General features: G+C 67.3%; 24 protein-coding genes. 16 read left to right on the top strand and 8 right to left on the bottom strand.

Going from position 1 to position 26,336, the window contains the following annotated elements:
• Nucleotides 1-213 precede the first annotated feature (213 nt).
• Together DJ029_RS03030 and DJ029_RS03025 are read left to right on the top strand one after the other, a co-directional pair.
• Nucleotides 214-2,469 (top strand): NADP-dependent malic enzyme, encoded by a 2,256-nt coding sequence (locus tag DJ029_RS03030; protein WP_112320835.1) that lies wholly within the window; start codon nt 214-216, stop codon nt 2,467-2,469.
• 106 nt (nt 2,470-2,575) lie between these two features.
• Complete coding sequence (locus DJ029_RS03025; RefSeq protein WP_112320834.1) at nt 2,576-3,337, top strand: MBL fold metallo-hydrolase; 762 nt, start codon at nt 2,576-2,578, stop codon at nt 3,335-3,337.
• Nucleotides 3,338-3,652: 315 nt separating this feature from the next.
• Here DJ029_RS03025 and dnaJ read toward each other — a convergent pair whose 3' ends face one another.
• Together dnaJ and dnaK are read right to left on the bottom strand one after the other, a co-directional pair.
• Entirely contained in the window at nt 3,653-4,795 is a 1,143-nt protein-coding gene (dnaJ, locus tag DJ029_RS03020) for a molecular chaperone DnaJ (protein WP_112320833.1), read from the bottom strand.
• A gap of 70 nt (nt 4,796-4,865) precedes the next feature.
• Nucleotides 4,866-6,788: a molecular chaperone DnaK gene (dnaK, locus tag DJ029_RS03015; RefSeq protein WP_112320832.1), complete on the bottom strand. Its 1,923-nt coding sequence runs from the start codon at nt 6,786-6,788 to the stop codon at nt 4,866-4,868.
• 307 nt (nt 6,789-7,095) lie between these two features.
• On the opposite strand from dnaK, the gene DJ029_RS03010 reads away from it, so the two are divergent.
• Nucleotides 7,096-7,707: an alpha-ketoglutarate-dependent dioxygenase AlkB family protein gene (locus DJ029_RS03010; RefSeq protein ID WP_198671031.1), complete on the top strand. Its 612-nt coding sequence runs from the start codon at nt 7,096-7,098 to the stop codon at nt 7,705-7,707.
• Nucleotides 7,708-7,874: 167 nt separating this feature from the next.
• Here the strand turns inward: DJ029_RS03010 and DJ029_RS03005 are convergent, their stop codons facing one another.
• The 3 genes from DJ029_RS03005 to yciA all read right to left on the bottom strand — a co-directional run bounded on the left by DJ029_RS03005 (nt 7,875) and on the right by yciA (nt 10,574).
• The gene (locus DJ029_RS03005) at nt 7,875-9,206 is read right to left on the bottom strand and encodes an RNA-directed DNA polymerase (protein ID WP_232822944.1); all 1,332 of its coding nucleotides are present in this window, start codon (nt 9,204-9,206) and stop codon (nt 7,875-7,877) included.
• Nucleotides 9,207-9,567: 361 nt separating this feature from the next.
• Nucleotides 9,568-10,182 (bottom strand): hypothetical protein, encoded by a 615-nt coding sequence (locus tag DJ029_RS03000; protein ID WP_112320829.1) that lies wholly within the window; start codon nt 10,180-10,182, stop codon nt 9,568-9,570.
• The gene (gene yciA, locus DJ029_RS02995) at nt 10,179-10,574 is read right to left on the bottom strand and encodes an acyl-CoA thioester hydrolase YciA (RefSeq protein ID WP_112320828.1); all 396 of its coding nucleotides are present in this window, start codon (nt 10,572-10,574) and stop codon (nt 10,179-10,181) included. Before yciA ends, DJ029_RS03000 begins: the two co-directional genes overlap by 4 nt.
• A 160-nt stretch (nt 10,575-10,734) precedes the next feature.
• Here yciA and DJ029_RS02990 point away from each other — a divergent pair, with 160 nt between their 5' ends.
• The 3 genes from DJ029_RS02990 to DJ029_RS02980 are packed head-to-tail and all read left to right on the top strand — an operon-like array spanning nt 10,735 to nt 13,257.
• Entirely contained in the window at nt 10,735-11,133 is a 399-nt protein-coding gene (locus DJ029_RS02990; protein WP_112320827.1) for an MAPEG family protein, read from the top strand.
• An 11-nt stretch (nt 11,134-11,144) separates the two neighbouring features.
• Complete coding sequence (locus DJ029_RS02985) at nt 11,145-12,494, top strand: TldD/PmbA family protein (RefSeq protein ID WP_112320826.1); 1,350 nt, start codon at nt 11,145-11,147, stop codon at nt 12,492-12,494.
• Nucleotides 12,478-13,257 carry an inositol monophosphatase family protein gene (locus DJ029_RS02980; RefSeq protein ID WP_258165078.1) on the top strand — a complete coding sequence of 260 codons (780 nt, stop codon included), beginning with the start codon at nt 12,478-12,480 and terminating at the stop codon, nt 13,255-13,257. The genes DJ029_RS02985 and DJ029_RS02980 overlap by 17 nt, the downstream gene beginning before the upstream one ends.
• A gap of 10 nt (nt 13,258-13,267) precedes the next feature.
• On the opposite strand, the gene DJ029_RS02975 is transcribed toward DJ029_RS02980, so the two are convergent.
• Nucleotides 13,268-14,227 (bottom strand): glutathione S-transferase family protein, encoded by a 960-nt coding sequence (locus DJ029_RS02975; protein ID WP_112321323.1) that lies wholly within the window; start codon nt 14,225-14,227, stop codon nt 13,268-13,270.
• A gap of 124 nt (nt 14,228-14,351) precedes the next feature.
• Between DJ029_RS02975 and DJ029_RS02970 the strand changes: the two genes are divergently transcribed.
• From DJ029_RS02970 to lpxK, 3 genes are read left to right on the top strand one after another with little or no spacing between them, the layout of a single operon-like run.
• Complete coding sequence (locus DJ029_RS02970; RefSeq protein ID WP_112320825.1) at nt 14,352-14,594, top strand: DUF4170 domain-containing protein; 243 nt, start codon at nt 14,352-14,354, stop codon at nt 14,592-14,594.
• A gap of 19 nt (nt 14,595-14,613) precedes the next feature.
• On the top strand, nt 14,614-15,900 hold the full coding sequence (locus DJ029_RS02965) for a 3-deoxy-D-manno-octulosonic acid transferase (protein ID WP_112320824.1): 1,287 nt from the start codon (nt 14,614-14,616) through the stop codon (nt 15,898-15,900).
• Nucleotides 15,897-16,886: a tetraacyldisaccharide 4'-kinase gene (gene lpxK, locus DJ029_RS02960; protein WP_112320823.1), complete on the top strand. Its 990-nt coding sequence runs from the start codon at nt 15,897-15,899 to the stop codon at nt 16,884-16,886. Before DJ029_RS02965 ends, lpxK begins: the two co-directional genes overlap by 4 nt.
• Nucleotides 16,887-17,000: 114 nt before the next feature.
• Here lpxK and DJ029_RS02955 read toward each other — a convergent pair whose 3' ends face one another.
• Together DJ029_RS02955 and DJ029_RS02950 are read right to left on the bottom strand one after the other, a co-directional pair.
• On the bottom strand, nt 17,001-17,630 hold the full coding sequence (locus DJ029_RS02955) for a DsbA family protein (protein ID WP_112320822.1): 630 nt from the start codon (nt 17,628-17,630) through the stop codon (nt 17,001-17,003).
• Between the two features lie 17 nt (nt 17,631-17,647).
• Complete coding sequence (locus DJ029_RS02950) at nt 17,648-18,202, bottom strand: DUF721 domain-containing protein (protein ID WP_232822943.1); 555 nt, start codon at nt 18,200-18,202, stop codon at nt 17,648-17,650.
• Between the two features lie 95 nt (nt 18,203-18,297).
• On the opposite strand from DJ029_RS02950, the gene DJ029_RS02945 reads away from it, so the two are divergent.
• The 7 genes from DJ029_RS02945 (at nt 18,298) to cobJ (ending at nt 26,335) form a co-directional block, all read left to right on the top strand.
• Nucleotides 18,298-19,344 carry an A/G-specific adenine glycosylase gene (locus DJ029_RS02945; RefSeq protein ID WP_112320821.1) on the top strand — a complete coding sequence of 349 codons (1,047 nt, stop codon included), beginning with the start codon at nt 18,298-18,300 and terminating at the stop codon, nt 19,342-19,344.
• A 389-nt stretch (nt 19,345-19,733) separates the two neighbouring features.
• Nucleotides 19,734-19,970 (top strand): DUF6732 family protein, encoded by a 237-nt coding sequence (locus DJ029_RS02940; RefSeq protein WP_112320820.1) that lies wholly within the window; start codon nt 19,734-19,736, stop codon nt 19,968-19,970.
• Nucleotides 19,967-21,094: a sirohydrochlorin chelatase gene (locus DJ029_RS02935; protein WP_112320819.1), complete on the top strand. Its 1,128-nt coding sequence runs from the start codon at nt 19,967-19,969 to the stop codon at nt 21,092-21,094. Before DJ029_RS02940 ends, DJ029_RS02935 begins: the two co-directional genes overlap by 4 nt.
• Nucleotides 21,091-22,644 carry a precorrin-8X methylmutase gene (locus DJ029_RS22455; RefSeq protein WP_308860679.1) on the top strand — a complete coding sequence of 518 codons (1,554 nt, stop codon included), beginning with the start codon at nt 21,091-21,093 and terminating at the stop codon, nt 22,642-22,644. The genes DJ029_RS02935 and DJ029_RS22455 overlap by 4 nt, the downstream gene beginning before the upstream one ends.
• Nucleotides 22,641-23,840, top strand: a complete 1,200-nt coding sequence (gene cbiE / locus DJ029_RS02925; protein WP_112320818.1) for a precorrin-6y C5,15-methyltransferase (decarboxylating) subunit CbiE — start codon at nt 22,641-22,643, stop codon at nt 23,838-23,840. The genes DJ029_RS22455 and cbiE overlap by 4 nt, the downstream gene beginning before the upstream one ends.
• The gene (gene cobI / locus DJ029_RS02920; RefSeq protein ID WP_112320817.1) at nt 23,833-24,552 is read left to right on the top strand and encodes a precorrin-2 C(20)-methyltransferase; all 720 of its coding nucleotides are present in this window, start codon (nt 23,833-23,835) and stop codon (nt 24,550-24,552) included. Before cbiE ends, cobI begins: the two co-directional genes overlap by 8 nt.
• Complete coding sequence (gene cobJ / locus DJ029_RS02915) at nt 24,539-26,335, top strand: precorrin-3B C(17)-methyltransferase (RefSeq protein WP_112320816.1); 1,797 nt, start codon at nt 24,539-24,541, stop codon at nt 26,333-26,335. Before cobI ends, cobJ begins: the two co-directional genes overlap by 14 nt.
• Nucleotide 26,336 lies beyond the last annotated feature (1 nt).

Below are 26,336 nucleotides of genomic sequence, written 5' to 3'. Positions count from 1 at the left end.
GTTTTCGGCAATGTGGCGTTGTCCCCGGCCCTGCCATTGGATGGTGCGCAGTTAATGCGCGCGCTACGGGAGTCCGGCCTTTGACCGGGTATGAAGTGCACCGCGCACATGCCATTCCGGGGGCTGACAATCCGATAATTTAATATTAAACCAGTTGTCCCGGCCCGGTTGGCCGTGCAAGGTGCGCAAAAACAAAAACCAAGGGGGAACCGCATGGCGAAGACCAAATACACGCGCGACGAGGCGCTGGAATATCACCTGAACCCGTCGCCGGGAAAACTGTCCATCCAGGCCAGCGTGGCGATGGCGACCCAGCGTGACCTGAGCCTGGCCTATTCCCCCGGCGTGGCCGTCCCGGTCGAGGAGATCGCCAAGAACCCCAACGCCGCCTATGACTACACGACCAAGGGCAACATGGTTGCCGTCATCTCCAACGGGTCGGCGATCCTCGGGATGGGCAACCTCGGCGCGCTGGCCTCCAAGCCGGTGATGGAAGGCAAGGCAGCTCTGTTCAAGCGCTTTGCAGACGTGGACGCCATCGACATCGAGCTCGACACCGAGGACCCCGAGGCGATCATCCAGGCCGTGCGCTTGATGGGCCCTAGTTTCGGCGGCATCAACCTTGAGGATATTAAGGCCCCGGAATGCTTCATCATCGAGCAGACGCTGAAGGAGCAGATGGACATCCCCGTGTTCCACGACGACCAGCACGGCACGGCGGTGATCTGCGCGGCGGGGCTGATCAACGCGCTGAAGATCGCCAACAAGAAGATCGAGGATGTGCGCATCGTGCTGAACGGCGCGGGCGCGGCAGGCATCGCCTGTATCGAATTGCTGAAATCCATGGGCGCGCGCCCGGAAAACTGCATCGTCTGCGACACCAAGGGCGTCATCTACCAGGGCCGGACCGCGGGTATGAACCAGTGGAAGTCGGCCCATGCGGTCAAGACCGACCTGCGCGACCTGGCCGACGCGATGGCGGGGGCGGACGTGTTCCTCGGCGTCAGCGCCAAGGGCGCGGTGACGGCAGAAATGGTCGCCTCCATGGCGCCGAACCCCGTGATCTTCGCCATGGCGAACCCCGACCCGGAAATCACCCCGGAGGAAGCGCGCGAGGTCCGCGACGACGTGATCGTCGCCACCGGGCGCTCGGACTATCCCAACCAGGTCAACAACGTGCTGGGCTTCCCCTACCTGTTCCGCGGCGCGCTGGATATTCATGCGCGCGCGATCAATGACGAGATGAAGATCGCCTGCGCCAATGCCCTGGCCGACCTGGCCCGCCAGGACGTGCCGGACGAGGTGGCGCTGGCCTACGGCAAGAAGCTGAGCTTCGGCCCGGATTACATCATCCCCACGCCCTTCGACCCGCGGCTGATCCACGTGATCCCGCCCGCTGTCGCCAAGGCGGGGATGGACACCGGCGCCGCGCGCCGCCCGATCATCGACATGGAGGCGTACGAGCATGACCTGAAGGCGCGGCTGGATCCCACCGCCTCCATCCTTCAGGCGCTTTATGCCCGCGCCCGGCGCGAGCAGGCCCGCATCCTGTTCGCAGAGGGTGATGATGAGCGCGTGGTGCGCGCTGCCGTCGCCTTCCGCCGTGCAGGCCTTGGCACGCCCGTCGTCGTCGGCCGCCCGGAGGAGGTCGCCGGTTTCCTGAAGGCCGCCGGCATGCCCGAGGCCATCGACGAGCTGGAGGTGGTGAACGCCGCCACGATCGACACCCTGCCGGACTATTCCTCGGCCCTCTATGCGCGCCTGCAGCGCAAGGGCTTTGATGAGCGGGACTGCCACCGGCTGGCGGCGCGGGACCGGCACGTGTTCGGCGCGCTGATGGTGGCGCGTGGCGACGTGGACGGGATGGTCACAGGGGCGACGCGCAAGTCGGCCCATGTGCTGAACCTGATCAACCACGTCTTTGATGCCGAACCCGGTGACGGGGCCGTGGGCATCACCGCGGTTCTGATCGGCGGGCGCGTGGTGCTGATCGCGGACACGCTGGTCCACGAATGGCCCGACGCCGAGGACCTGGCCGATATTGCCGAGCGCGCCGCCTCGGTCGCGCGCAGCCTGGGGCTGGAGCCGCGGGTGGCCTTCGCCAGCTTCTCGACCTTCGGCTACCCGGTCAGCGAGCGGGCGGTGAAGATGGCCGACGCGACGAAGGTGCTGTCCGCGCGGGACGTGGATTTCGAGCACGACGGAGAGATGACTGTCGACGTCGCCCTGAACCCCGACGTGATGGCGCATTACCCGTTCTGCAAGCTGTCGGGTCCGGCGAACATCCTGGTGGTGCCCGCGCGGCATTCCGCCTCGATCAGCGTGAAGCTGTTGCAGGAACTGGGCGGCGCGACGGTGATCGGCCCGATCCTGACAGGCATCGACAAGCCGGTGAAGCTGTGCTCGACCACCTCGACGGTGAACGACATCCTGAACATGGCGGTGATGACGGCCTGCAAGGTGGGCTGACGCACGACAGGCAGCGGCCCGGGAACGTACTGTTTCCCGGGCCTGCCGGGTGACTTTGTGCCATTTCGCCCTAGCTCTCTTTCCAATTGAACAGAAAGGAGCCTCCATGCTGACCAGACGCAAGATGATGACCACCACCGCCGCGACCATCAGCGCGACGACCGTGCTGCCCTTCGCCGCCTCGGGCCAGGTGTCCGAGAACCGCTTCGCGACGGACGGCGGGAATATCCAAGTGTACCCGGTCAACCATGCCTCGTTCTGGATGGGTACGCCAAACGGCGTGATCTACGTCGATCCGGTGGACGGCGCGGATGCCTGGGAAGGCGCGCCGAGCCCGGACCTGATCCTAATCACCCATGAGCATGGCGACCACTTCGACCTGGAGACGCTGAACGGCATCATCGCCGAGGAGACGGTGCTGGTCACCAACCCGGCCGTCTACGACATGCTGCCCGAGGATCTGAAGGCCCGCGCCACAGCCATGGCGAATGGCGACGAGGGCGAGGCGCTGGGCGTTCCGATCCGTGCGATCCCGGCCTACAACCTGACCGAGGAGCGGCTGAACTATCACCCCAAGGGCCGCGACAACGGCTACGTGCTGACGATCGACGGGTTCACCGTCTACATCGCGGGCGACACCGAGGATATCCCCGAGATGCGCGCGCTGAGCGGCATCGACTTGGCCTTCGTGCCAATGAACCTGCCCTACACGATGGACGTGAATGCCGCCGCCAGCGCGGTGGCGGAGTTCAACCCGACCTATGTCTACCCCTATCACTACGGGGATTCCGACATCGATGCCTTCGCGGCCGAGGTCGCGTCGGCTTCGGACACGCAAGTGCTGATGCCCGGCTGGTACGAAGGGTAACGGCAGACCGCTCGGCAGGACGGGTACACGCAACCGTCCTGCCGCAACGCCCCGCCCCTGGCGCAACACAGGGCCATTGGCCGTTCGCCGGGTGGGCGATGCCGCGCCGGGTCGGTGCGGTTTATGGCGTAACCCCGAGAAACCCCATCGGGATGCCCCATGGCTGGCAAATCGCCCGCCCGAGGGGGCGGACGGGCGATGGCCCGGCGCGCTTCGCGCTTGATTCCGGGCCCTTCAGGGGTTGCTGTTCGTGGAATTGACGGGCGTTGCCGCCCCTGAATGACGCGGGCCCCGACGCGGGGGCCCGCCGGGCGCTTAGCCCTTCATCGTGTCCCAGAAGCTTTTCACGCGGGAAAAGAAGTCCTGCGTGTCGGGGCTGTTGTTTGAGCCGGCTTCCTCGAACTCCCGCAGCAGCTCTTTCTGGCGCGCGGTCAGGTTGACCGGCGTTTCTACCGCGAGTTCGATGTAGAGGTCCCCGAAGCCTGAGCCGCGCAGCGCGGGCATGCCCTTGGCGCGCAGGCGCAGTTGCTTGCCCGACTGCACCCCTGCGGGCACCTTCACGCGGGTGCGGCCACCTTCGACGGTAGGCGCCTCCAGCTCGCCGCCCAGGGCGGCGGTGGTCAGGCTGACGGGAATCCGGCAGTAGAGGTTGGCGCCGTCACGCTCGAAGATCTCGTGCGGGGCGACCTCGATGAAGATGTACAGATCCCCGGACGGACCGCCGCGCAGCCCTGCCTCACCCTCTCCGGCAAGGCGGATGCGGGTGCCGGTCTCCACCCCGGGCGGGATGTTGACGGAGAGGGTCCGGTCCTTTTCGACGCGGCCCGCGCCGCCACAGGCGTTGCAGGGGTTCTTGATGATCTGGCCCCGGCCCGAGCAGGTTGGACAGGTGCGTTCCACGGTGAAGAAGCCCTGCTGCGCGCGCACCTTGCCCATGCCCGAACAGGTTGGGCAGGTGGACGGTTCGCTGCCGCCTTCCGCCCCGGTGCCCGAACAGACGTCACAGGCGACGGAGGTGGGCAGGGTCAGCTTGGTCTGCTTGCCGCGATAGGCGTCCTGAAGCGAAACGCGCAGGTTGTAGCGCAGGTCCGAGCCGCGCTGGGCGCGCTGCCCGCCGCCGCGCTGCTGCCCGGAGAAGCCGCCGAACAGGTCGTCGAACACGTCCGAGAAGGCCGAGGCGAAATCCGCGTTGCCGCCGCCGAAACCGCCACCGCGCGGGCCGTTGCTGCCGTTTTCGAAAGCCGCGTGACCATAGCGGTCATAGGCGGCCTTCTTGTTGGCATCCTTCAGAACGTCATAGGCCTCGTTCACGGCCTTGAACTGTTCTTCTGCGTTGGGGTTGTCGGAATTCCGGTCCGGGTGCAGCTCTTTCGCCTTCTTGCGATAGGCTTTCTTCAACTCGTCCGAGCTGGCACCGCGATTGACCCCGAGAAGATCGTAGTAATCTGCTTTCGCCATCCGCAAACCTTCTTAAACAAAAGGAAAACCGACCCGCCCGAAGGGGCGGGCCGGTTGTTTCCGGATTGGATCAGGCACGCTTCTGATCGTCGTCCAGGTCTTCGAAGTCGGCATCGACCACGTCTTCGCCGCCTTCGTCCACCGGACGGGGCTCATCGGCTGCTTCACCGGCTTCGGCTTCAGCGGCCTGCGCCTTGTAGATCGCCTCACCCAGTTTCATGGAGGCTTCCATGACGTCCTGGCTGCGGGCCTTGATCTTCTCGGCGTTGTCTTCCTCAAGAGCCTCTTTCAGGTTCTTGAGCGACATCTCGATCGCTTCGACCGTGGTGGGGTCGACCTTGTCACCATGCTCCTCGACCGATTTCTCGGTGTTGTGGATAAGGCTTTCGGCCTGGTTCTTGGCTTCCACCAGCTCGCGGCGTTCCTTGTCGGCCTCGGCGTTTTCCTCGGCCTCGCGCACCATGGCTTCGATATCGTCATCCGACAGCCCGCCAGAGGCCTGGATGGTGATCTTGTGCTCCTTGTTGGTGCCCTTGTCCTTCGCGGACACCGACACGATGCCGTTGGCGTCGATGTCGAAGGTCACCTCGATCTGGGGCAGACCGCGCGGCGCGGGAGGGATTTCCTCCAGGTTGAACTGACCGAGCATCTTGTTGTCGGCCGCCATTTCCCGCTCACCCTGGAACACGCGGATGGTCACGGCGTTCTGGTTATCCTCGGCGGTGGAGAAGATCTGGCTCTTCTTCGTCGGGATGGTGGTGTTGCGGTCGATCAGGCGGGTGAACACGCCGCCCAGCGTCTCGATGCCCAGGGAAAGCGGGGTCACGTCCAGCAGGACCACGTCCTTGACGTCGCCTTGCAGCACGCCGGCCTGGATCGCGGCGCCCATGGCGACCACTTCATCGGGGTTCACGCCCTTGTTCGGCTCACGGCCGAAGAACTTGGACACTTCCTCGATCACCCGGGGCATACGGGTCATGCCGCCGACCAGGACAACTTCGTCGATGTCGGACGTGGACAGGCCCGCATCCTTCAGCGCCTCTTTACAGGGCTTCAGCGAACGCGAGATCAGGTCGCCCACCAGGCTTTCCAGCTTGGCGCGGGTCAGCTTCAGCACCAGGTGCAGCGGCTGACGGGTATCCGGGTCCATCGAGATGAACGGCTGGTTGATCTCGGTCTGGGAAGACGAGGACAGCTCGATCTTGGCCTTCTCGGCAGCTTCCTTCAGACGCTGCAGCGCCATCTTGTCCTTGGTCAGGTCGACGCCGTTCTCTTTCTTGAACTGCTCGGCCAGGTACTCGACGATGCGCATGTCGAAGTCTTCACCGCCGAGGAAAGTGTCACCGTTGGTGGACTTCACCTCGAACAGGCCATCATCGATTTCCAGGATCGTGATGTCGAAAGTACCACCACCAAGGTCATAGACGGCGATCGTCTTGGCTTCCTTGCGGTCGAGGCCATAGGCCAGCGCGGCCGCCGTCGGCTCGTTGATGATGCGCAGCACTTCGAGGCCCGCGATCTTGCCGGCGTCTTTCGTTGCCTGGCGCTGGGCGTCGTTGAAGTAGGCGGGAACCGTGATCACGGCCTGCGTGACGGGCTCACCAAGATAGGACTCGGCGGTTTCCTTCATCTTCTGCAGGATGAAGGCCGAGATCTGAGAGGGCGCGTAGTTTTCACCCTTCACCCGGACCCAGGCGTCGCCGTTGTCGCCCTCGACAATCTCGTAGGGGACCATGTCTTTGTCCTTGGCGACAACGGGGTCGGAAACCCGGCGGCCGATCAGGCGCTTGATGGCGAACAGCGTGTTGGTGGGGTTGGTTACCGCCTGGCGCTTGGCCGACTGGCCCACAAGGCGTTCGTCATCCGTGAAGGCGACGATGGAGGGCGTGGTGCGCGCGCCCTCGGCGTTTTCGATAACCTTCGCCTGGCTGCCGTCCATGATGGCAACGCAGGAGTTGGTGGTTCCAAGGTCGATCCCGATAACTTTCGACATGACAGTCCTCTTTCCGGCGATTTCGTGGGACAGGTCCGCGGCGCGGCCCCTGGCCCAATCCCATGAGTGATTTACAGCCCGATGCAGAGCCCGGGTTCGCTGCGCTATATAGGGTTGGCCGGGGGGTGCTGCAACCGCTGGCGGAAGGGCGCTTGCGTACTTTTTTCACGGAAACGTGACGCTCAGGGCCCGGCTTGGGCCCGGGCGTTCGAAATCGGGGCGGGGGCGCTCGAAATCACGGAGAGGTATAATATATTGGCCTTTGAATATGTTCTGCGATGGCGCAAGGGGTGTGAGAGGCTTGCCGATGGCGACGCAACTGCAAACCGGGGTTGAGGGCCTGCGCCTCTGGAAGGGCTGGCTCACCCCCGATGCCCAGGCGCAGATGGTCGAGACGGTGCGCACCATCGTCCGCCAGGCGCCGCTGACCCGGCACGTGACGCCGGGCGGCAAGCGCATGGGTGTGCGCATGACCTGCGCCGGGGCGCTGGGCTGGGTCAGCGACCGGACCGGCTATCGCTACCAGGCGCACCACCCCGCAGGCATGGCCTGGCCACCGATCCCGGAGCCGATCCAGGAGATCTGGCGACAGGCCAGCGGCGTCAGCCGCGCGCCCGACTGCTGCCTCGTGAACTTCTACGGAGAGGGCGTGAAAATGGGCCTGCACCAGGACAGCGACGAGGCCGACCTTTCCTGGCCCGTCCTGTCCATCTCGCTGGGCGACCCAGCCCTGTTCCGCATCGGCGGCACCGAGCGGGGCGGCAAGACGCAATCCCTCTGGCTGGAGTCCGGCGACGTGCTGGTCATGAGCGGCCCGGCCCGCCTGCGCTACCACGGCATCGACCGTATAAGGTTTGGGGCGAGTACGCTGCTGTCGGAAGGGGGGCGGGTGAACCTGACGCTGCGGGTGGCGGGGTGAGGGGGGTAGATAGCTAAGGTGCGGGCGGAACTTGTTGCTAAGGGCAAAAGCGGGCATTCGCAAAGTCTAGAGCGGCAAGAAGAGTTGCAAAGTGCGGACGGACCGCATTCTGAAATGCGGAGGCCATCCAATTCTGCGCCTTTTTTGCGCGGCCGAACACAGCGACACTATGAGAACTCAGCATACTTTCGGAAAAGCGAAAGCTCAGCTGGGTCCGGAACAGCCTCAAGGTCTTCAGGACTGCCAACGACAATCTTATTAACATCAAGTGCGGTTACGAGAGCGGGTGCGCTTATCCAGTCGTTGTTCCAAAGTTGTGCGACTTTACCATCGACGATTTGACAGATCGGCTCGGAACTTTCGAACTTCAGGGCGACGCCCTTGGCTCTGGTAACCCGTTGCAACCAGATTTCCTGATGCCCGTTGTTCGGTATCCTTTGCATTTTTATCTGGACCTGCTTCCACAAGCTGGGCCGCTCAGCCTTTGGTGCCAAGGCTATGAGTTTTGCGAGAATACCGGATAGGGCTGGAAATGTGCGTGGCGAGACAACAGCGATATCACAAACAATTGCAATTTGCACTCGCAGGTCCTCCGGCGGCTTCTGTATTCCAACCAGCTTTTGATATTTAGAATCCGCAAGTCGGTTTAGTGCGCCTGAGTTAGGATAGCGGCGCGCAAATGCGTGCAATCGCAAAAGCTGCTTTTGGATAGTCTTGGCCTGTGTGATATCCATGTCTTCAAGTTGGATACCGGCTAACTTTTCAGGCTTGATCGTAGCCTCGACAATGTTCGTGCTTTCTGAAGTTTTCGCGGCACCGAGCTGCATCCCTACCTCTCGCAAACAGTCACTGATTACACGAACAATCTCAGCGCCGCGACGGTCACTCAGAGTAAATACGCTGTAGTCGTCGCGATACCTCAGGATGTGAAAATCTTTCTTTCCCTCCAATCTCTTAGAGATTCGGTGATCAACGTACGCCAAGACCAACTCAGCGATTAAGTCCATTAGAACAGAGCCTTGCGTAATTCCGTTCGTTTGTCCGTGGCGACCACCTCGAATGTGGCGATCAATCTTGTTTCCTAAGAGTTTGTCAGTTTGGTCCGCCTTAGCTTCGTCAAATCCATGCAGGGCCCAAGGGATGCTATGGGTGTACAAAGAACCATAACAATTCGTCACGTCGGTTTTGAGTATATGCGTATAATCTAAAGATAGTTCGAGCGAACGCTGTTCGTATCGAAGCCACCAGTTCAGTATCTGGGCTTCATCGTGACCATCCCCGTTATCAGGAACAACCAGATGACTGGTGCATTCCACATGGTCGCATCGCAATTTTTTGAAGCGGTCCTGAAGGAGTTTCCAGTTGGGTGCATCGCAGATTGTCTGGAGGAGAGAGATGTAGATTGCGGGGTGGATCAGCTCAAAGCTTCGCCATCCAAAACGACCATCTTTTGTGCTAATGATTTCGTAGTTGACTCCCGACAGTTCAAACGCTCGCATTGGTTTTGGCTTCTGGAATGCGGTGTAGGGTTGGCCTCCCAAGACTTTGTCAACATCCTTCAAAATTCTGTCGAAGCTAATGTACGAGGGGAAGTCAGATCGAAAGTAGCATTCCGGGCGTAGTAAGTAAGCTCGGGCATCGGCCGCATCTAGATCAATTATCCGGGGCATAGCTAATTTATCCACTTCGAAAATCTATATTGTGACGCGTCGTAATAGACGCCGCTTTTGATACCTATTTTATGTGCGTCAGTTCGCGACGTCCAGCAGTTCACGCTTGCGACGATTGATTAAACTCGCGTATTCCAGTTATGCGGGGCTGGATCGTCGGCTTTATCCCTCTAGCGTCAGTCGCCCCCCCTCACGGCACCACCAGACTACAACACCCCCGCAGCGCCTCCGGGCCGTCCTCGCCACGGAGCAGCACGCCGAGGTTCAAACCGTAGAGCGCGTCCGACATGCTGTCGCTGCACAACCCGCCGGTCAGGGCCAGGGTGGCGGTGGCGCTTTCGCCCGCCAGGTCGGCGAGTTCGGGGCCGAAGCGCAGCTCTCCCACGCGGTTGGTCATGTCCATCGCCACCGGCGCTTCGCCCATGCGGGTGTATTGCACCGCCCCCGCGCCGTCGCTTTGCATCGACCAGAACGGCTCGGTCCCGAAACAGTGCAGCGGCTGGGCAAGGTAGCCGCCCGTCACCTCCGCCTGCGGGGCGAGGTAGCGCAGCGCGGACCAGCCCGACACCTCCCCCTGGCTGAGGCGGGCCCAGTCGCCGCTGTCGCTCAGCTCGATCACCTCCAGGCCGGTGGCGTCATGGGGGATATCGCCCAGTTTCCCCGCCGTCGCCCGCGGGTTTTCCCTGAGCGCGAGGGTATCGCCGGCCTCCACCCCGGTCACGTCGTAAAGGCGCGGCAACTGCTGGGACAGGGCCGCCCCGGCAAGGCAGGTGAACACCGCGGCAAGCAGGAAACGAAGGGTCATGGGTCGTGCTCCTCATCTGGCAGGGCGCGCTTGGCGCCGGTTTCGTCCACCGCCACGAAGACGAAGCGCGCTTCGGTCATCTTCAGCCGCTCGCGGCTTGGCTGGCGGGTGACCCAGACCTCCGTCTCGATCTGCATCGAGGTGCGCCCGGCCTTCAGCAGCCGCGCGTAGATGGACACGGTATCGCCCACGTGCACCGGCTGGAGGAAGGTCATCGCCTCGACCGCGACGGTGGCGACGCGGCCCTGCGCGCGGGCGCGCGCCAGCACCGAGGAGCCGAGGTCCATCTGCGCCATCAGCCAGCCGCCGAAGATGTCGCCGTTGGAGTTGGTGTCCGCGGGCATGGCGATGGTCTGCAGGGTCAACTCTCCGTCGGGTTGGGCTGGGGGCATGGGGTGGCCTTCGTTCTGGATCGGGCGAAGCTTGGCGCGGGGGGGAAGGCGGGGTCAAGGCAAAGCTGGCGCGGCGGTTCCTTGCGCGGTTGCAAGCGCTTGGCAAAGATGCTCCAACCGCTTGCACATATTTCGCCACATGGCCTGACGGAGGACTTCCATGGACAACCCCGCCCTTGACGCTGCCGCGATCTACATCGGCCTGAGCATCGGCATCCTGACCTGGCTGAGCGTGGGCATCGGCCGGTTGCGCGGCCAGTTGAAGATCTCCATCGGGGATGGGGGCGAGCCGCGGATGATCCGGGCGATGCGCGGGCAGGCGAACTTCGTCGAGAACGTGCCGCTGACGCTGCTGGCGCTGCTCGGCATGGCGCTGATGGGCGCCCCGGCCTGGGCGATCCACGTGCTGGGGCTGACGCTGTGCGTGGCGCGGGTGATCCACGGGATGCATTTCCTGGCCGCCGATGCCCCCGGATGGCAAAGGGCGGCGGGGACCCTACTTACATTGCTGGTACAGGCGGTGGCCGGTCTGGGACTGATCGCCCACGCGCTGCTTTGAAAGGACTGGGAATGAGTGACACGCTGAAACACCTCGCCGAAACCGCCCTCAGCGCCGCGAAAGCGGCGGGGGCGGAGTCGGCCGATGTGCTGTGCGCGCGCGGCGACGGTATTTCGATGGAGATCCGCAACGGCGCGCTGGAACAGGCAGAGCGCGCCGAGGGCACGGACATCGGGCTCAGGGTGCTGATCGGCCAGCGGCAGGCCTGCGTGTCGATTTCCGACACGCGGGAGGCGGCGATCGAGGCGATGGCCGCCCGCGCCGTCGCCATGGCCCGTGAAGCGCCCGAGGATCCCTCCGCCGGGCTCGCCGACCCGGACCAGCTTGCCACGTCCTGGGACGTCGCTGCGCTGGATCTGGACGACCCCGCCCCCGCGACAGAGGCCGCCGAATTGGCCGAGCGCGCCCGCCGGGCCGAGGCCGCGGCGCTGGCCGCCAAGGGTATTAGCCAGGTGTCCACCGCCGGGGCGGATTATCAGCGGACAGAGCTTTACCTGCTGGCCAGCAACGGTTTCGCGGGCGGCTATGCGCGCACCAACCATTCCACCGCCTGCGTCGCCATCGCCGGCGAGGGGCTGGAGATGGAGCGCGACTACGCCTTTGACAGCCGCACCCACGCCGAGGACATGGACAGCGCCGAGGAGATCGGCGCGCTGGCGGCTGAGCGCACGTTGGCGCGGCGGGGTGCGAAACAGCCCAAGACCGGCGCTTATCCGGTGTTGTTCGACGAGCGGATTTCGTCGGGATTGATCGGGCACCTGGTTTCGGCGGTGAACGGCAGCGCGATTGCGCGCGGGACAAGCTGGCTGAAAGGCGCGATGGGCGAGGCGGTTCTACCCAAGGGCTTTTCGCTGGTGGAGGAGCCGAAGCGCACCCGCGTTTCCGGCTCGCGCCCCTTCGATGCGGAAGGGCTGCCGGCGCTGGGCGGCGATATCGTGACCGACGGCGTGATGATGCGCTGGATCCTGGACCTTGCCACCGCGCGGCGGCTGGGCCTGCAAAGCACCGGCAATGCCGCGCGCGGGGTCGGCTCGCCGCCCTCGCCCTCGGCCGGGAACCTGCGGCTTGTCGCGCCGATGGTGGCGCGGGACGAACTGCTGCGCGACATGGGCGAGGGGCTGCTTGTGACGTCGCTCATGGGCAGTTCGATCAACCCCAACACCGGGGATTACTCTCGCGGTGCGTCGGGCTTCTGGGTCAGGAACGGGCAGATCGCCGAGCCGGTGAACGAATGCACCATCGCGGGCAACCTGCGCGACATGCTGCAAACCCTGCGCGCGGCGGACGATGCGCGCGAACACCTCAGCCGGGTCGTCCCCAGCCTTCTGGTGGAGGGGCTGACGGTTGCGGGAAGCGCCTGACCTCGGGCTGCTGATCGAGGCGGCCCGCGCCGCCGGGCCGGTCGCCATGCGCCACTTCCGCGCCTCGCCCCGGTCCTGGGACAAGGCGGGCGACCAGGGCCCGGTCAGCGAGGCCGACCTGGAGGTGAACGCCGTGCTGGAGGCGCACCTGCGCGGCGCGCGGCCCGATTACGGCTGGCTGTCAGAGGAGAGCGAGGAAGACCCCGCGCGGCTGACGGCGGAGCGTGTATTCATCGTCGATCCCATCGACGGCACCCGCGCCTTCCTGCAAGGCACCAGCGCGTTTTCCCACGCTTTGGCCGTCGTGCATAACGGCGTGGTGGAGGCGGCGGTCGTCTACCTGCCCGCGCAGGAACGCCTTTACGCCGCCGCGCTGGGCGCGGGCGCGACGCTGAACGGCGCGCCGATCCATGTTTCGGGCGCGCAAAGCCTGACGGGGGCGGATGTGCTGGCGACGAAGCCGACCTTCCTGCCTGATCACTGGCCGGGTGGCGTGCCGGACGTGAACCGCGCGCATCGCCCCTCGCTGGCCTATCGCCTGTGCCTTGTGGCCCAGGGGCGCTTTGACGCGCTGGTCACGGTGCGCGACGCCTGGGAATGGGACATCGCCGCTGGCTGCCTGATCGCGGCCGAGGCGGGTGGCATCGCCACCGATGCCACCGGCGCGCCGATCCGCTTCAACGCGCGCTGGCCCCGGCATCCGGGGTGTTTCGCCGCGCCGCGCCAGATCCACGCGGCGCTGATGCGCCATCGCGGCGGGTAGGGCCGCAGGATCAGCCGCGCCCGTGGGGCGGTGACCAGTCGATGTGCGGACCCAGTGGCACGATGCCCAGCGGGTTGCGCAGCTCGGACGGAGAGAAATAGCCGGTCTTGTAGATCCCGAAATCCACCGTCCCGGCGACGCCCGGCATCTGGTAGATGTCGCGCGCGTAGGCCCAGGTATTGGGCAGGTCGATCAGCCTGTGGATGTTGCACTTGAATGCGTAGTGATAGGCCACGTCGAAACGCGCCAGCGTGGGAAACAGGCGCAGGTCCGCCTCGGTGAAACGCTCGCCCGTCAGGTAGCGGGTCTTGCCAAGCTGGGTCTCGATGGCGTCGAGCGTGTCGAATACGTCGCGGCAGCCCTTCTCATAGGCGTCCTGCGTGCGCGCGAACCCGGCGCGATAGACGCCGTTGTTCAGCCCCGGGTAGATGCGCGCATTCCAGGCGTCGATCCGGTCCCGCAGGGCGGGCGGGCATAGCTGCCCCGGCGTGCCGAAGGCGGCGTCGAGCATCTTGATGATGTCGGCGGATTCATTGCTGACGATGCGCGCCTCCTGCGTGTCCCACAGCACCGGTACCGTCAGCCGCCCGGTATAGCCGGGGGTCTGGCGGGCATAGACCTGGTGCAGGGCGCTGACGCCGAGGCAGGGGTCGGCGTAGGGTCCGTCTTCGTCGTAGACCCAGCCCTGGTCCGTGCGGCGCGGGCGCGCGTAGGAGACGGAGATCACCTCCTCCAGCCCCTTAAACACCCGCGTCAGAAGGGCGCGATGCGCCCAGGGGCAATTCCACGCGGCGTAAAGGTGGTAGCGCCCCGCCTCCGGTGGGTAGCGGCACGCGCCGTCGGGGATCGGGGCGTCCGGGTGCGCGATCCAGTCGCGGATCGTGGCGCGCTTGCGCTTGAACTCGCCATCCTCGACGGTATCCGCACCGGGATCCTTCGTGTGGTATTCGCCGTCGATCATCAAGCCCATGTTGCCCCCCTTGCCACTGCCTTGCCCCGCCATATGGCGGCGATCCGGCCAAAGACCAGCGCTTGAACCCCGGTGACGCCGGGCATACTCTCTGCCCGACCTGCAACACCACCCGGAGCATTCCATGACGCAGCGCCTGCACCTCGTCTTTGGCGGAGAGCTGAAGGATCCGACCTCGACCCATTTCCGGAATGTCGAAGATATTGATATCGTTGGTATTTTCCCGGATTACGCCTCGGCCTACAACGCCTGGAAGGGCCGCGCCCAGGCGACGGTGGACAATGCGCACATGCGCTACTTCATCGCCCACCTGCACCGCCTGCGCGACGAGGAGACAGCCGCGAGCCCCACGGAAGAGCTGGACTGAGCGGCGCGGGGGTGCCGCCATGGGCAGGTCACTGGCGCTTGGTATCTACCTGGCCGCCTCGCACCTCGCGGGGCCCGTCGTTCGGCGGACGCTGACCAGGCGCGCCGTCGCCGGCAAGGAGGATCCCGCCCGCCGCGGCGAACGCTTCGGCGTGGCGTCCCTGCCCCGCCCCGCGGGGCGGCTGATCTGGTTTCATGCCGCGTCCGTTGGGGAATCCGTGTCGCTGCTGGGGCTGATCCGCAAACTGCTGGCGCAGATGCCCGACGTACATGTGCTGCTGACGACGGGCACCCGCACCTCGGCTGAACTGATGGCCAAACGCCTGCCGGACCGGGCGATGCACCAGTTCGCCCCGGTCGATCTGCCCTCTGCCGTCTCGGCGTTCCTGGCGCATTGGCGGCCGGACCTCGCCGTCTGGACCGAAAGCGAGCTCTGGCCTGTCATGCTCACGCGCACCCACGCGCGCGGCTGCCCGATGCTGCTGGTCAACGCGCGGGTGTCGGCCCGCTCGGCGCGGCGGATGCGGTGGCTTGGCGGCTACGCGGCGTCGCTTCTGGGGCGGTTCGAGCGGATCCTGGCGCAGGACGAGGAGGTGTTTCAGCGCCTGTCCCGCCTGGGCGCGGACCCCGCGAAGCTGGAAGTCACCGGCAGCCTGAAGGACACCGCCGAGGCCTTGCCCTACGACAAGTCCGCCCTGGCCAAGGTGCGCAGCGCGATTGGCGGGCGGACGGTCTGGCTGGCCGCCTCCACCCACCCGGGCGAGGAGGCGATGGTCAGCCACGCCCACAGCACCGCGCGGCGGCGGTTCCAGGCCCTGCTGGCGATCATCGCCCCGCGTCACCCGGAACGGGGCCCGCAGATCGCCCAGATGCTGCGCAACGAGGGCTGGAAAGTGTCCCTGCGCTCCGCCGGGGAGTTGCCGGACCGCAACACGGATATCTACATCGCCGACACCCTGGGCGAGATGGGGCTGTGGTACCGCATCGCCGCCGTCAGCTTCGTCGGCGGCTCGCTGGTGCCGATCGGCGGGCACAACCCGTTCGAGCCGGCGCTGCTGGGCAGCGCCATCCTGACCGGGCCTCATGTGGACAATTTCGAAACCGCCTACGCGCGCTTCCGCGAGGGGGACGCGGCGCAGATCGTGGACGATGCCGAGGATCTCGGGCGGCAGCTTGTCGCCACGCTGCCCCCGGATCGCGCGGCGGCGCGTGCGACGGCGGCCTGGGCGGTCTCCTCCGAGGGGGCGAATGTCGTGCAGCGGGTGGAGGACGTGATCCGTCGCCACCTGCCCGACCCCGCCGCATGAGGCGCGCGCCGGACTTCTGGGCCAATCCGCCGGATGCGCCGGGGCTGGCGGCGCGGCTGCTGACGCCGCTTTCCGCGCTCTGGCGGTGGCGGACGGCGCGGCGCATCGCCTCCGGCCCCGGTGAGCGGCCCGGCCCGCCGGTGATCTGCGTCGGCAACCTGACGGCGGGGGGCAGCGGCAAGACGCCGGTGGTCAGCGCCCTGTTGCAGCGGATCGACGGCGCGGTGGCGCTGTCGCGCGGCTATGGCGGCACGCTGGAAGGGCCGGTGGCGGTGGATCCCGCGCGCCATACCGCGGGGCAGGTCGGGGACGAGCCGATCTTGCTGAGCGGCTTCGGCCCGGTCTGGGTCGCGCGCGACCGGGCGGCGGGCGCGCGCGCCGCCGCAAAGGCCGGGGCGCGGGCGATCGTGATGGACGACGGGTTCCAGAACCCCGCGCTGGCCAAGGACCTGAGCATCGTTGTGATCGACGCCGCCGCTGGCTTCGGCAACGGCCGGATCATCCCCGCCGGCCCCCTGCGCGAACCGGTGGAGCCAGGTTTGAGGCGCGCTGATTTCGTGCTGATCCTCGGCACGCCTGCTAGGCGCGCGCGCTTCCTGGAGCAGCACCCGCAGATCGCGGCGCGACCCGTTCTTCAGGGCGCGCTGAAACCCTTGCAGACCGGGATGCCGTGGCAGGACCTGCGCTGCCTCGCCTTCGCGGGGATCGGGCGGCCCGCGAAATTCTTCGAGAGCCTGCGCGCCGTGGGGGCCGACGTGGTGGCCACCCGCAGCTTTTCCGATCACGCGCAATACCCCGAGCCGATGCTGCGCCGCCTGCTGGCCGAGGCGCAGGCCGCCGGGGCGCAGCTGGTCACCACCGAAAAGGACGCCGTGCGCCTGCCCGCGCACATCCGCCCGCAGGTGCTGACCCTGCCGGTACGGTTGGAACTGGAGGATTGGGCCCCGCTGGACGCCGCCCTGGCGCGGGTGGTTGGTGCGCAGTAGATGCGCACCCTACGGGGCGTGTGATCCGCGGCTGAGGTGGCGCGCAAGCCTATGCGCGCCACGATGGTCCAGTGTAGTGGCGTAGGGTGCGCATTTCCTGCGCACCTTACCCGGTCAGCTTTCGAGTTCGGCGTCGATCTTGGCGGCGAAATCCTCGTAGCTCATGTTGGATTCCTTGCGCCCATTGATGAAGAACGTGGGCGTGGAGTTGACGCCGTCCGCCTCGGAATTCTTCTGGAACTCGGCGACCAGCGCCTCGGCGAAGGCCTGGTCCTGCACGCAGGCGTCCATCTGCTCGTCGGTCAACCCGGCCTGGCGGCCGATGGCGAAGAGCGCGGCGATCACCTCGGTCGGTTCGGACAGGCGGGACCATTCCGCCTGGCGGGTGTAGAGCCGGTCGATGATGCCGAAGTACCGCTCCTGCCCGCCGCAGCGGGCGACCATGGCGCCCCACAGGCCGTAGCGGTCGAAGTAGACGTCGCGCATCTCGAAGCGGATCTTGCCGGTCTCGATGTAGTTCGCCTTCAGCTTGCCGAAGACATTCGTGTGGAAGTTGGCGCAATGCGGGCAGGTGAGAGAGGCGTATTCCACCACGCTGACCGGCGCATCCTCGGCCCCGAGGATCATCGTCTCCACCGCGCGCGGGGCGTCCTGGGCGAACAGCGGCGCGGGCAGCAGCAGGCTTCCTGCGGCGGTCGCACCGGCGGCGAGCGCCTGGCGGCGGGTAAGGGCGTTGGGTTTCATTCTCTCTCCTGTAAGCATCAAGATTGGCCCCGCTGGCGGGAGCGTTTGGTGAGTATGTTCCGCCCCAGCGCCTCCAGCGCGAGGCGCAGGTCGGCGTTTTCCACGACGGCGGCCGTTTCGGCGGCCTTCTGTTGCAGGGCGGGATCGGGTGGCGGCGCGGCGGGGGCGGTCGCCTTGCCCTGGAAGATACGTTGCCCTTCGGCGAAGCCCTCGCTGTCCTCCTGCGCCAGGCGCACGCGGGTCACCGCGTTGTAGCCGTAGCAGGCGTTGACGCGGGCGCGGATGGTTTCGGCCTGCATCTGCACCTCGGGGGCGCGGGCGCCCTCGCAGGCGATGGTCAGCGTCGCGCCCATCGCTGCGCGGGTGTAGGACATCTTGACCGGGCGGGCCACGGCGGCTAGCTCGGGGCCGCAGATCTCGGACCAGTGGGTCAGCAGCCGGGTTTCGGCGAAACCCCGCTTGGCCGTCGCCCCCTTCACGCGGGTACCGACGAGCGCACCTGCCTGGGTGAAGCGATTCACCCGGCGGATCTGGCTTTTCGACTGGTCAGCGCCTTGTTTTTTGGCCATCATCCCACACTGTTCCCGAAGGATGTCGCCACTCTAGAGCGGTGGGCCCCGGCCCGCCAGCCCCGGTGCCCTTCACTTAATGATAACACTTGTGTGAGATGCCCCAGACCCCCAGCGAATTGCTACTGTCCTGGTACGACGACCACGCGCGGGACCTGCCCTGGCGCGTGCCGCCGCATCGTTCGAAGGCCGGCCAGCGCCCCGATCCCTATCACATCTGGCTGTCCGAGGTGATGCTTCAGCAGACCACGGTGGCCGCCGTGCGCCCGTATTTCGCCGCCTTTACCGCAAGTTGGCCGAAGGTGGGCGACCTGGCGGCGGCAAGGGACGCGGATGTCATGGCCGCCTGGGCGGGCCTTGGCTATTACGCGCGGGCGCGCAACCTGCTGAAATGCGCCCGCGTCGTGGATGCCGATCACGACGGGCGTTTCCCAGGTACCGAGGAGGGGCTGGCCGCACTGCCCGGCATTGGCCCCTATACCGCCGCCGCCGTCGCCGCGATCGCCTTTGATCAGCGTGCCGTGGTGGTCGACGGCAACGTCGAGCGGGTGATGGCCCGATACCATGACCTGCGCGATCCGCTTCCGGGCGTGAAGCCCGAGATGAAGGCCAGGGCCGCCGGGATGACGCCCGCCACGCGCCCCGGCGATTACGCGCAGGCGGTGATGGACCTGGGTGCGACCGTCTGCACCCCGCGCAACCCCGCCTGCGGGATCTGCCCGCTGATGGAGCGGTGCAAGGGCCGCCGGGCCGGGTCTGCGCCCGATCTGCCGGTGAAGGCGCAGAAGGTGGCGAAACCGGTGCGCTACGGGATTGCGTATCTCGCGGTCTCGCCCGAAGGCGAGGTGTTGCTGGAAACGCGCCCGGACAAGGGGCTGCTGGGCGGCATGCTGGGCCTGCCCGGCCCCGCCTGGGCCGAGGGCGCGCCGGTGCCCGCGCCGCCGCTGCCGGGGGACTGGCGCGATGCTGCCGAGGTGCGCCACACGTTCACCCATTTCCACCTGCGCCTGTACGTGCAGATCGCCACCGGGTGCAGCGGCAAGCCGCCGGAGGGATGCCACTGGGTGCCCCGCAGCGCGCTGTCGCCGAAAAGCCTGCCGACGGTGTTCCGCAAGGCGCTGAACGCGGGTTTGGCGGCGCTTTAGAAGGCACCGCCCGCGCGGAATCAAGGGGCGTCAGCCCCGCCGCGCATCGCCGGCGCGCCCCCCCCCGCGCTGGCGATTGGGTGGGGCTGGGCGGGTCGGGGATGTTTCTCGGGGAAGCAGGCATAAAGCGCCCCTACCTAACGCAGGATCGCCATCACGCGCGCCAGCGATGCGCGGCTCCGCACCCTCCCGGCGTCACCCCGGCCAATTCGCCATTGCCGCATCGGGGCGGGGCTGGTACCCCATCGGCGACGATGCCATCATTGGCTGAGCGGAAGATCTGCCGTGGTCGACCCAAACAGGGGGCCTTCGGGGATCATCGTTGTACCGGGTCCGTTCGCGGCCCGCTTCCGCACGGCCGTTGTGGCGTTCTGGCTGCGGAGGATGCGATGTACAGACACCTGACGATTTTCACTGGCCTGATGCTGCCGGGCGCGGCCCTGGCGCACCCCGGACATGTCGCGGACGTGGCCGGTCATGACCACTGGATCGCCCTTGGCGCCATCGGCGTCGCCGCGGGGCTTGGCCTGTGGGCCGTGCTGAAGGGCCGCAAGGCGAAGGCCGCCGCCAGTGATGACAGCGCCGAGGCCGAGCAGGACTCCGACACCGAAGAGGTGCACGCATGACCCGCACTGGCGTGATGATCTGCGGCCACGGCTCACGCAGCCAGGCGGCGGTGGACGAATTCGCAGTTCTGGCACAGAAGCTGCCCGCCTACCTGCCCGACGACTGGGCGGTGGACTACGGCTACCTGGAATTCGCCAACCCGGTGATCCGCGTCGGCCTCGACAACCTGCGCGAACAGGGGTGCGAGCGTATCCTTGCCGTGCCGGGCATGCTGTTCGCCGCGATGCACGCCAAGAACGACATTCCGACCGTGCTGAACACCTACGCCGCCGAGCATGGCGTTGAGGTCCAGTACGGCCGCGAGCTGGGCGTCGACCCCAAGATGATCCGCGCCGCCGCCGAGCGGGTGGAGGAAGCGCTGGCGAAAGCCGACGCCGAAAGCGGCCCCGTGGCGCGGCACGAAACCTGCCTTGTCGTCATCGGGCGGGGCGCGTCTGACCCGGACGCGAACTCCAACGTCTCGAAAATCGCGCGGATGTTGTGGGAAGGCATGGGCTTCGGCTGGGCCGAGGTCGGCTATTCCGGCGTCACCTTCCCGCTGGTGGAGCCGTGCCTCGAGCACGTGGCGAAGCTGGGCTACAAGCGCGTCGTCGTCTTCCCCTACTTCCTGTTCACCGGCATCCTGATCGACCGGATCTACGGCTTCACCGACATGGTGGCCGAGGCGCATCCCGAGATCGAGTTCGTCAAGGCGGGCTACCTGAACGATCACCCGCTGGTGCTGCAAACCTTCGCCGAGCGCGTGACCGAGATCGTCGAGGGCCAGAACGCCATGAACTGCGCGATGTGCAAGTACCGCGCGCAGGTGCTGGGCTTCGAGGACGAGGTCGGCAGCCCGCAGGAAAGCCATCACCATCACGTGGAAGGCCAGGGCGCCAGCGCGCCGGGCTCCAACGTGGAGGATTGCGCGCTGTGCGATACGTTCTGCACCGGGGCCTGCCGGCTGACGCGGGATCACCATCATCACCACCATCATCACCACCACCATCACGGCGATGGCCACAGTCATGATCACGGGCATGACCACGGGCACGATCATGACCATCATCACGCGCCCTACCCCCATGCGGACCACCCGCTGGGGCCGGAAAGCGTGCGCAAGCACCTGAAGGACGAGGGGTGAGCACCCGGCTTTTCGACACCCATATCGTCGTTGACTGGTCCGCGCGTGCCAATCCCAGCCCGCGGCGGCCCAGTGCCGACGCGATCTGGTGGACGGTGGCGCGGGACGGGGTGGTCGAACAGCCTGTCTACCTGCGGACAAGGGCCGAGGCGCTGGCACGCCTTGGCGACCTGCTGGTCGCGGAACGCGACGCGGGCCGCCGGGTGCTGGTGGGGTTCGACTTCGCCTTCGGCTATCCCGCCGGGGTGGCCGCGCGCCTGACCGGCGCGCCGTCTGCCCTTGCCCTGTGGGACTGGATCGCCGCGCGGATCGACGATCAGCCCGACAACGCCAACCGCCGCTATCATGTGGCCGAGGAAATCAACGCCGCCTACGACGGGCTTGGCCCGGCCTGGGGCCGCCCGGCGAGCGCGCCGCATGAAACGGTGCCGGAGCGCAAGTCCGACCGCCACGGCAGCGATCACCCGCCCGAGCGTCGCTTGGCGGATGCCCGTGCCAAGGGGGCGAAAACCGTCTGGCAGCTCGCCTATGCGGGGGCCGTCGGCAGCCAGGTGCTGCTGGGCCTGCCCGCGATCAAGGCCCTGCGGGAGGATGCGCGCCTGTCGGGCGATATCTCGGTCTGGCCGCTCGACGGGGGCTTCAGCGTGCGGCAAACGCCCATCGTGCTGGCAGAGGTCTACCCCTCGCTGTTGCAGGACGCGGTGCGGGCGCGGGTGCAGCACGAAGAAATCCTGGATGCCGCGCAGACCCGCGTGAATGCCGAAGCCTTCGCCCGGCTGGATGCCTCCGGCGGGCTTGGCGCGCTGTTCGAGCCGCCCGTCGATCTGAGCGCCGAGGACCGCGCCATCGCCTGTGCGGAGGAGGCGTGGATCCTCGGCCTCGGCCATGAGGACGCGCTGGCGGCGGCGCTGCCGCCTGCCTATATCCGAGACCCGAAGGCGATCTATGCGCAAAGCTTCGCCACTGTCGCGGCGGAGGCGCAGCTGGACCGGTTGCCCGAAAGCCTGCGCCCCGTCGCCACGCGGGTGATCCACGCCTGCGGCATGGTCGACATCGCCGAAACGCTGCGCTTTTCCCCGGACGTGGCGCAGGCCGCACAGCGTGCGCTGGCCGCTGGCGCGCCCGTCCTGTGTGACTGCCAGATGGTCGCCAGCGGCGTGATCCGCCGCGCCCTGCCCGACGTGACGGAAGTGATCACCGCGATCGACCACGCCGACACGCCCGCGCTGGCGCAGACCCTCAGCACCACCCGCTCCGCCGCCGCGATGGAGCTGCTGCGCGACCGGCTGGACGGCGCGGTGGTGGCCATCGGCAACGCGCCGACCGCGCTGTTCCACCTGCTGGAAATGCTGGACGCCGGTGCGCCGAAACCCGCCGCGATCCTCGCCTTTCCGGTGGGTTTCGTCGGGGCGGCGGAATCCAAGGACGCGCTGGCCGCCAACCCGCGCGGCGTGCCGTTCCTGACGCTGCCGGGGCGGCGCGGCGGTTCGGCCATGGCCAGCGCGGCGGTGAACGGGATCAGCCTGGGGCTAAGGGGGGACGGGACATGAGCGCATGGCTGGGCATTGTCGGCATCGGCGAGGACGGGATGGACGGCCTGTCGCCCTCTGCCCGCGCGGTGGTGGAAGCGGCCGAGGTGATCATCGGCGGCGACCGGCACCACCGCCTGAGCGACGCGGTGCAGGCGGAGCGGCTGGCCTGGCCCTCGCCCTTCGATGCGATGATCGACGTGATCCGCAGCCATCGCGGCAAGCGGCTGGTGATCCTGGTGACGGGCGATCCGCTTTGGTATTCCGTCGGGGCGCGAATTCTGAAGGCGATCCCTGCGGCGGAGGTTACGTTCCACCCGCAGCTCTCGGCCTTCCAGTGGGGGGCCGCGCGCATGGGGTGGAGCCTGGCGGACGTGGAAACGCTGACCGTGCATGGCCGTCCGGTGGAACAGGCGATCCCCTTCTTTGCGCCGAACGCCCGCCTGCTGGTGCTGACCCGCGACGGTGACACGCCGGGGGAAGTGGCCGCGCTGCTCGCCGCGCACGGCTACGGGCCAAGCGCGATGACCGTTCTGGGCGCGCTGGGCGGGCCGCGCGAAAGCCGGATCGACGGGGTGGCGGAAAGCTGGGCGGCGGAGTCCCCCGCGTTCCACCTGCTGGCCATCGAGTGCCGCGCCGCGCCGGGAGCACGGGTGTTGCCCAAGGGCCCAGGCCTGCCCGACGACGCGTTCGAGCATGACGGAAAGATGACCAAGTCCGAGGTGCGCGCGCTGACCCTTTCCCAACTGGCCCCGCGCCGCCACGGCGTGCTGTGGGACGTGGGCGCGGGCTGCGGCTCAGTCGGGGTGGAGTGGCTGCGGTTGGCGCGCGATGGCGCGGCCTATGGGATCGAGCCGCGTGCAGACCGGCGCGACATGGCCGCGCGCAACGCGCTGAAGCTGGGCGCGCCGCGCCTGACCCTGATCGACGGCACCGCGCCCGAGGCGCTGGAGGGGCTGCCGACGCCGGACGCCATCTTCATCGGTGGCGGCCTGTCGGAACAGACGATTGACGTATGCCGCGCCGCGCTCGCCCCGCAGGGGCGGTTGGTGGCCAACGCGGTGACATTGGAAAGCGAGGCGCTGCTGATCGCCGCCCATGCGCGTCACGGCGGGACGCTGACGCGCCTGTCGGTGGCAAGGGCGGAACCCGTCGGACCGTTCCGGGGCTGGCGCGCGGCAATGCCGGTGACGCAATGGGTGTGGCACAATGACTGAACAAACGACCGTCGGCACCGTCTATGGCGTCGGCCTTGGCCCCGGTGACCCGGACCTGATGACCGTGCGCGCACAGCGCCTGATCCGCTCCGCCAATGTCATCGCCTATCCCGCGCCGGACAGTGGCGAGAGTTTCGCCCGCTCCATCGCCGCGGCGGAGATTTCGGCCGAGGCGGAAGAGATTCCCATCGTCATCCCCATGCGGACCGAGCGGTTCCCCGCGCAGGCCGTCTATGACGCCGCCGCCGCGCGGATCGCCGAACAGGCGCGCGCCGGGCAGGACGTGGTGGTGCTGTGCGAGGGCGACCCGTTCTTCTACGGCTCGTTCATGTACCTGTTCGAGCGGCTGAGCGGGCAGGTGCCGGTGAGGGTGGTGCCCGGCGTCACCTCGCTGACCGGTTGTGCTGCGGCGGCGGCGCGGCCGCTGTGCGCGCGCAACGAAACGCTGACGGTGCTGCCCGGCCCGCTGGAGGATGACACCCTGCGCCACATGCTGGCGCGTGGCGGGGCCTTCGCGATCCTGAAGGTGGGGCGGCACCTGCCGCGCCTGCGCGCGGTGCTGGCGGACCTGGGGCTGGAGCGGCGGGCGATGTTCGTCGCCCACGCCAGCCTGCCGCAGCAACAGGCGGTGCCGCTGGCCGATGCGCCCGCCACCGCCCCTTATTTTTCCATGATCCTGATCCCGGGGGACGATCCCTATGCAAGCAGCTGAACCTGTTGTCCTGAGCCTGACCGCCGGCGCGATGCCGCTGGCCGAACGGCTGGCCGAGGCGCTGGGCGCGCAGCACCACCCGCGCCTTGGCCCGGACGGCTTTGGCGATGTGGCCGCCCATGTGCAGGGCCTGTTCCAGGCGGGCACGCCGATCATCGGTATCTGCGCCAGCGGCATCCTGATTCGCACGCTGGCCCCGGTGCTGGGCGACAAATGGGCCGAACCGCCGGTGCTGGCGGTGGCCGAGGATGGCAGCGCGGTGGTCCCCCTGCTGGGTGGGCATCGCGGCGCGAACGCGCTGGCGCGGCAGGTGGCTGAGGTTTTGGACTCCGCCGCCGCGATCACCACGGCAGGCGACCTGCGCCTTGGCGTGGCGCTGGATGAACCGCCCCAAGGCTGGACGCTGGACAACCCCGAGGACGCGAAGGCCGCGATGGCCGCCCTGCTATCCGGCGCTGCGGCGCGGATTAGCGGTACGGCGGACTGGCTGGCCCCGCTGGACGCTGAGCGCGTCGCCGGTGACGGCCCTGTCGTGCTGTCCGTCGAAGGGGCCGCGCCGCTGATCTATCGCCAGCGCCGCTTCGCGCTGGGCGTGGGCTGCGCGCGGGGCACTGCGCCTGAGGCGATGATCTCTCACGTCGGGGCAGTCCTGGCGGACAACGGTATCGCCGGGGGCGAACTGGCCGAGGTCGTCTCGATCGACGTGAAGGCGGACGAGGCCGCCGTGCACGCGCTGGCGGCGCATTACGGCGTGCCTGCGCGCTTCTTCCCCGCCGACGTGCTGGAGGCGGAGACGCCCCGCCTGAGCGCCCCGTCCGACATCGTCTTTGCCGAGGTTGGCTGCCATGGCGTGGCCGAAGGTGCGGCGCTGGCCGCTGCCGGGCCGGATGGTGCGCTGGTCGTGGAAAAGGTCAAAAGCCCGATGGCGACCTGCGCGCTTGCGCGGATCGGAACCGCCCCGCGCAAGGGCATGCCGCGCGGGCATCTGGCCGTGGTGGGCATCGGCCCCGGTGCCGCCGAGTGGCGCACGCCGGAAGCCACCCGCCTGATCCGCGAGGCGGACGAGTTGGTGGGCTACGGCCTGTACCTGGACCTGCTGGGGCCGCTGGCCAAGGGCAAGCCGCGCCGGGAATTCGCCCTGGGCGAGGAAGAGCTGCGCTGCCGCTACGCGCTGGAATCCGCCGGTGAGGGGCGGCGCGTGGCGCTGATTTCCTCAGGCGATGCGGGGATCTTCGCGATGGGCGCGCTGGTGGCCGAACTGCTGGACCGGGACGAGGACACGGGCGGTGTCAGCGCCGCCGCGCGCCGGGTGGCAGTGCAGAATGCGCCGGGGATCTCGGCGCTTCAGGCGGCCTCGGCCCGGGCGGGGGCGTTGCTGGGGCATGACTTCTGCGCGATTTCCCTGTCGGACCTGCTGACCCCGCGCGAGACGATCATCCAGCGCCTGCACGCGGCAGCGGCGGGGGATTTCGTGATCGCCTTCTACAACCCCGTGTCGCGCCGCCGCCGCACCCTGCTGGCCGAAGCGCGGGACATCCTGCTTGAACAGCGCCCCGCCGATACGCCTGTCCTTCTGGCCTCCAACCTTGGTCGGCCGGAGGAGCAGTTGCGCCGCCGCACCCTTGCCACGCTGGAGGTGGACGAGGTCGACATGCTGACCGTGGTGCTGATCGGCGCATCGCAAACCCGGGCGTTCCAGACCGGCGATATCGCGGCGGCGGCGGAAGGGTGGCAGATCTACACCCCGCGGGGCTACGCGAAGAAACTGGCGGACGTGGAATGAG

Source organism: Oceanibium sediminis, assembly GCF_003265325.1.
Classification (GTDB): domain Bacteria; phylum Pseudomonadota; class Alphaproteobacteria; order Rhodobacterales; family Rhodobacteraceae; genus Halovulum; species Halovulum sediminis.
The sequence above is the reverse complement of the archived record's forward strand: the minus strand, read 5'-3'. Positions and strand labels throughout refer to the sequence as shown.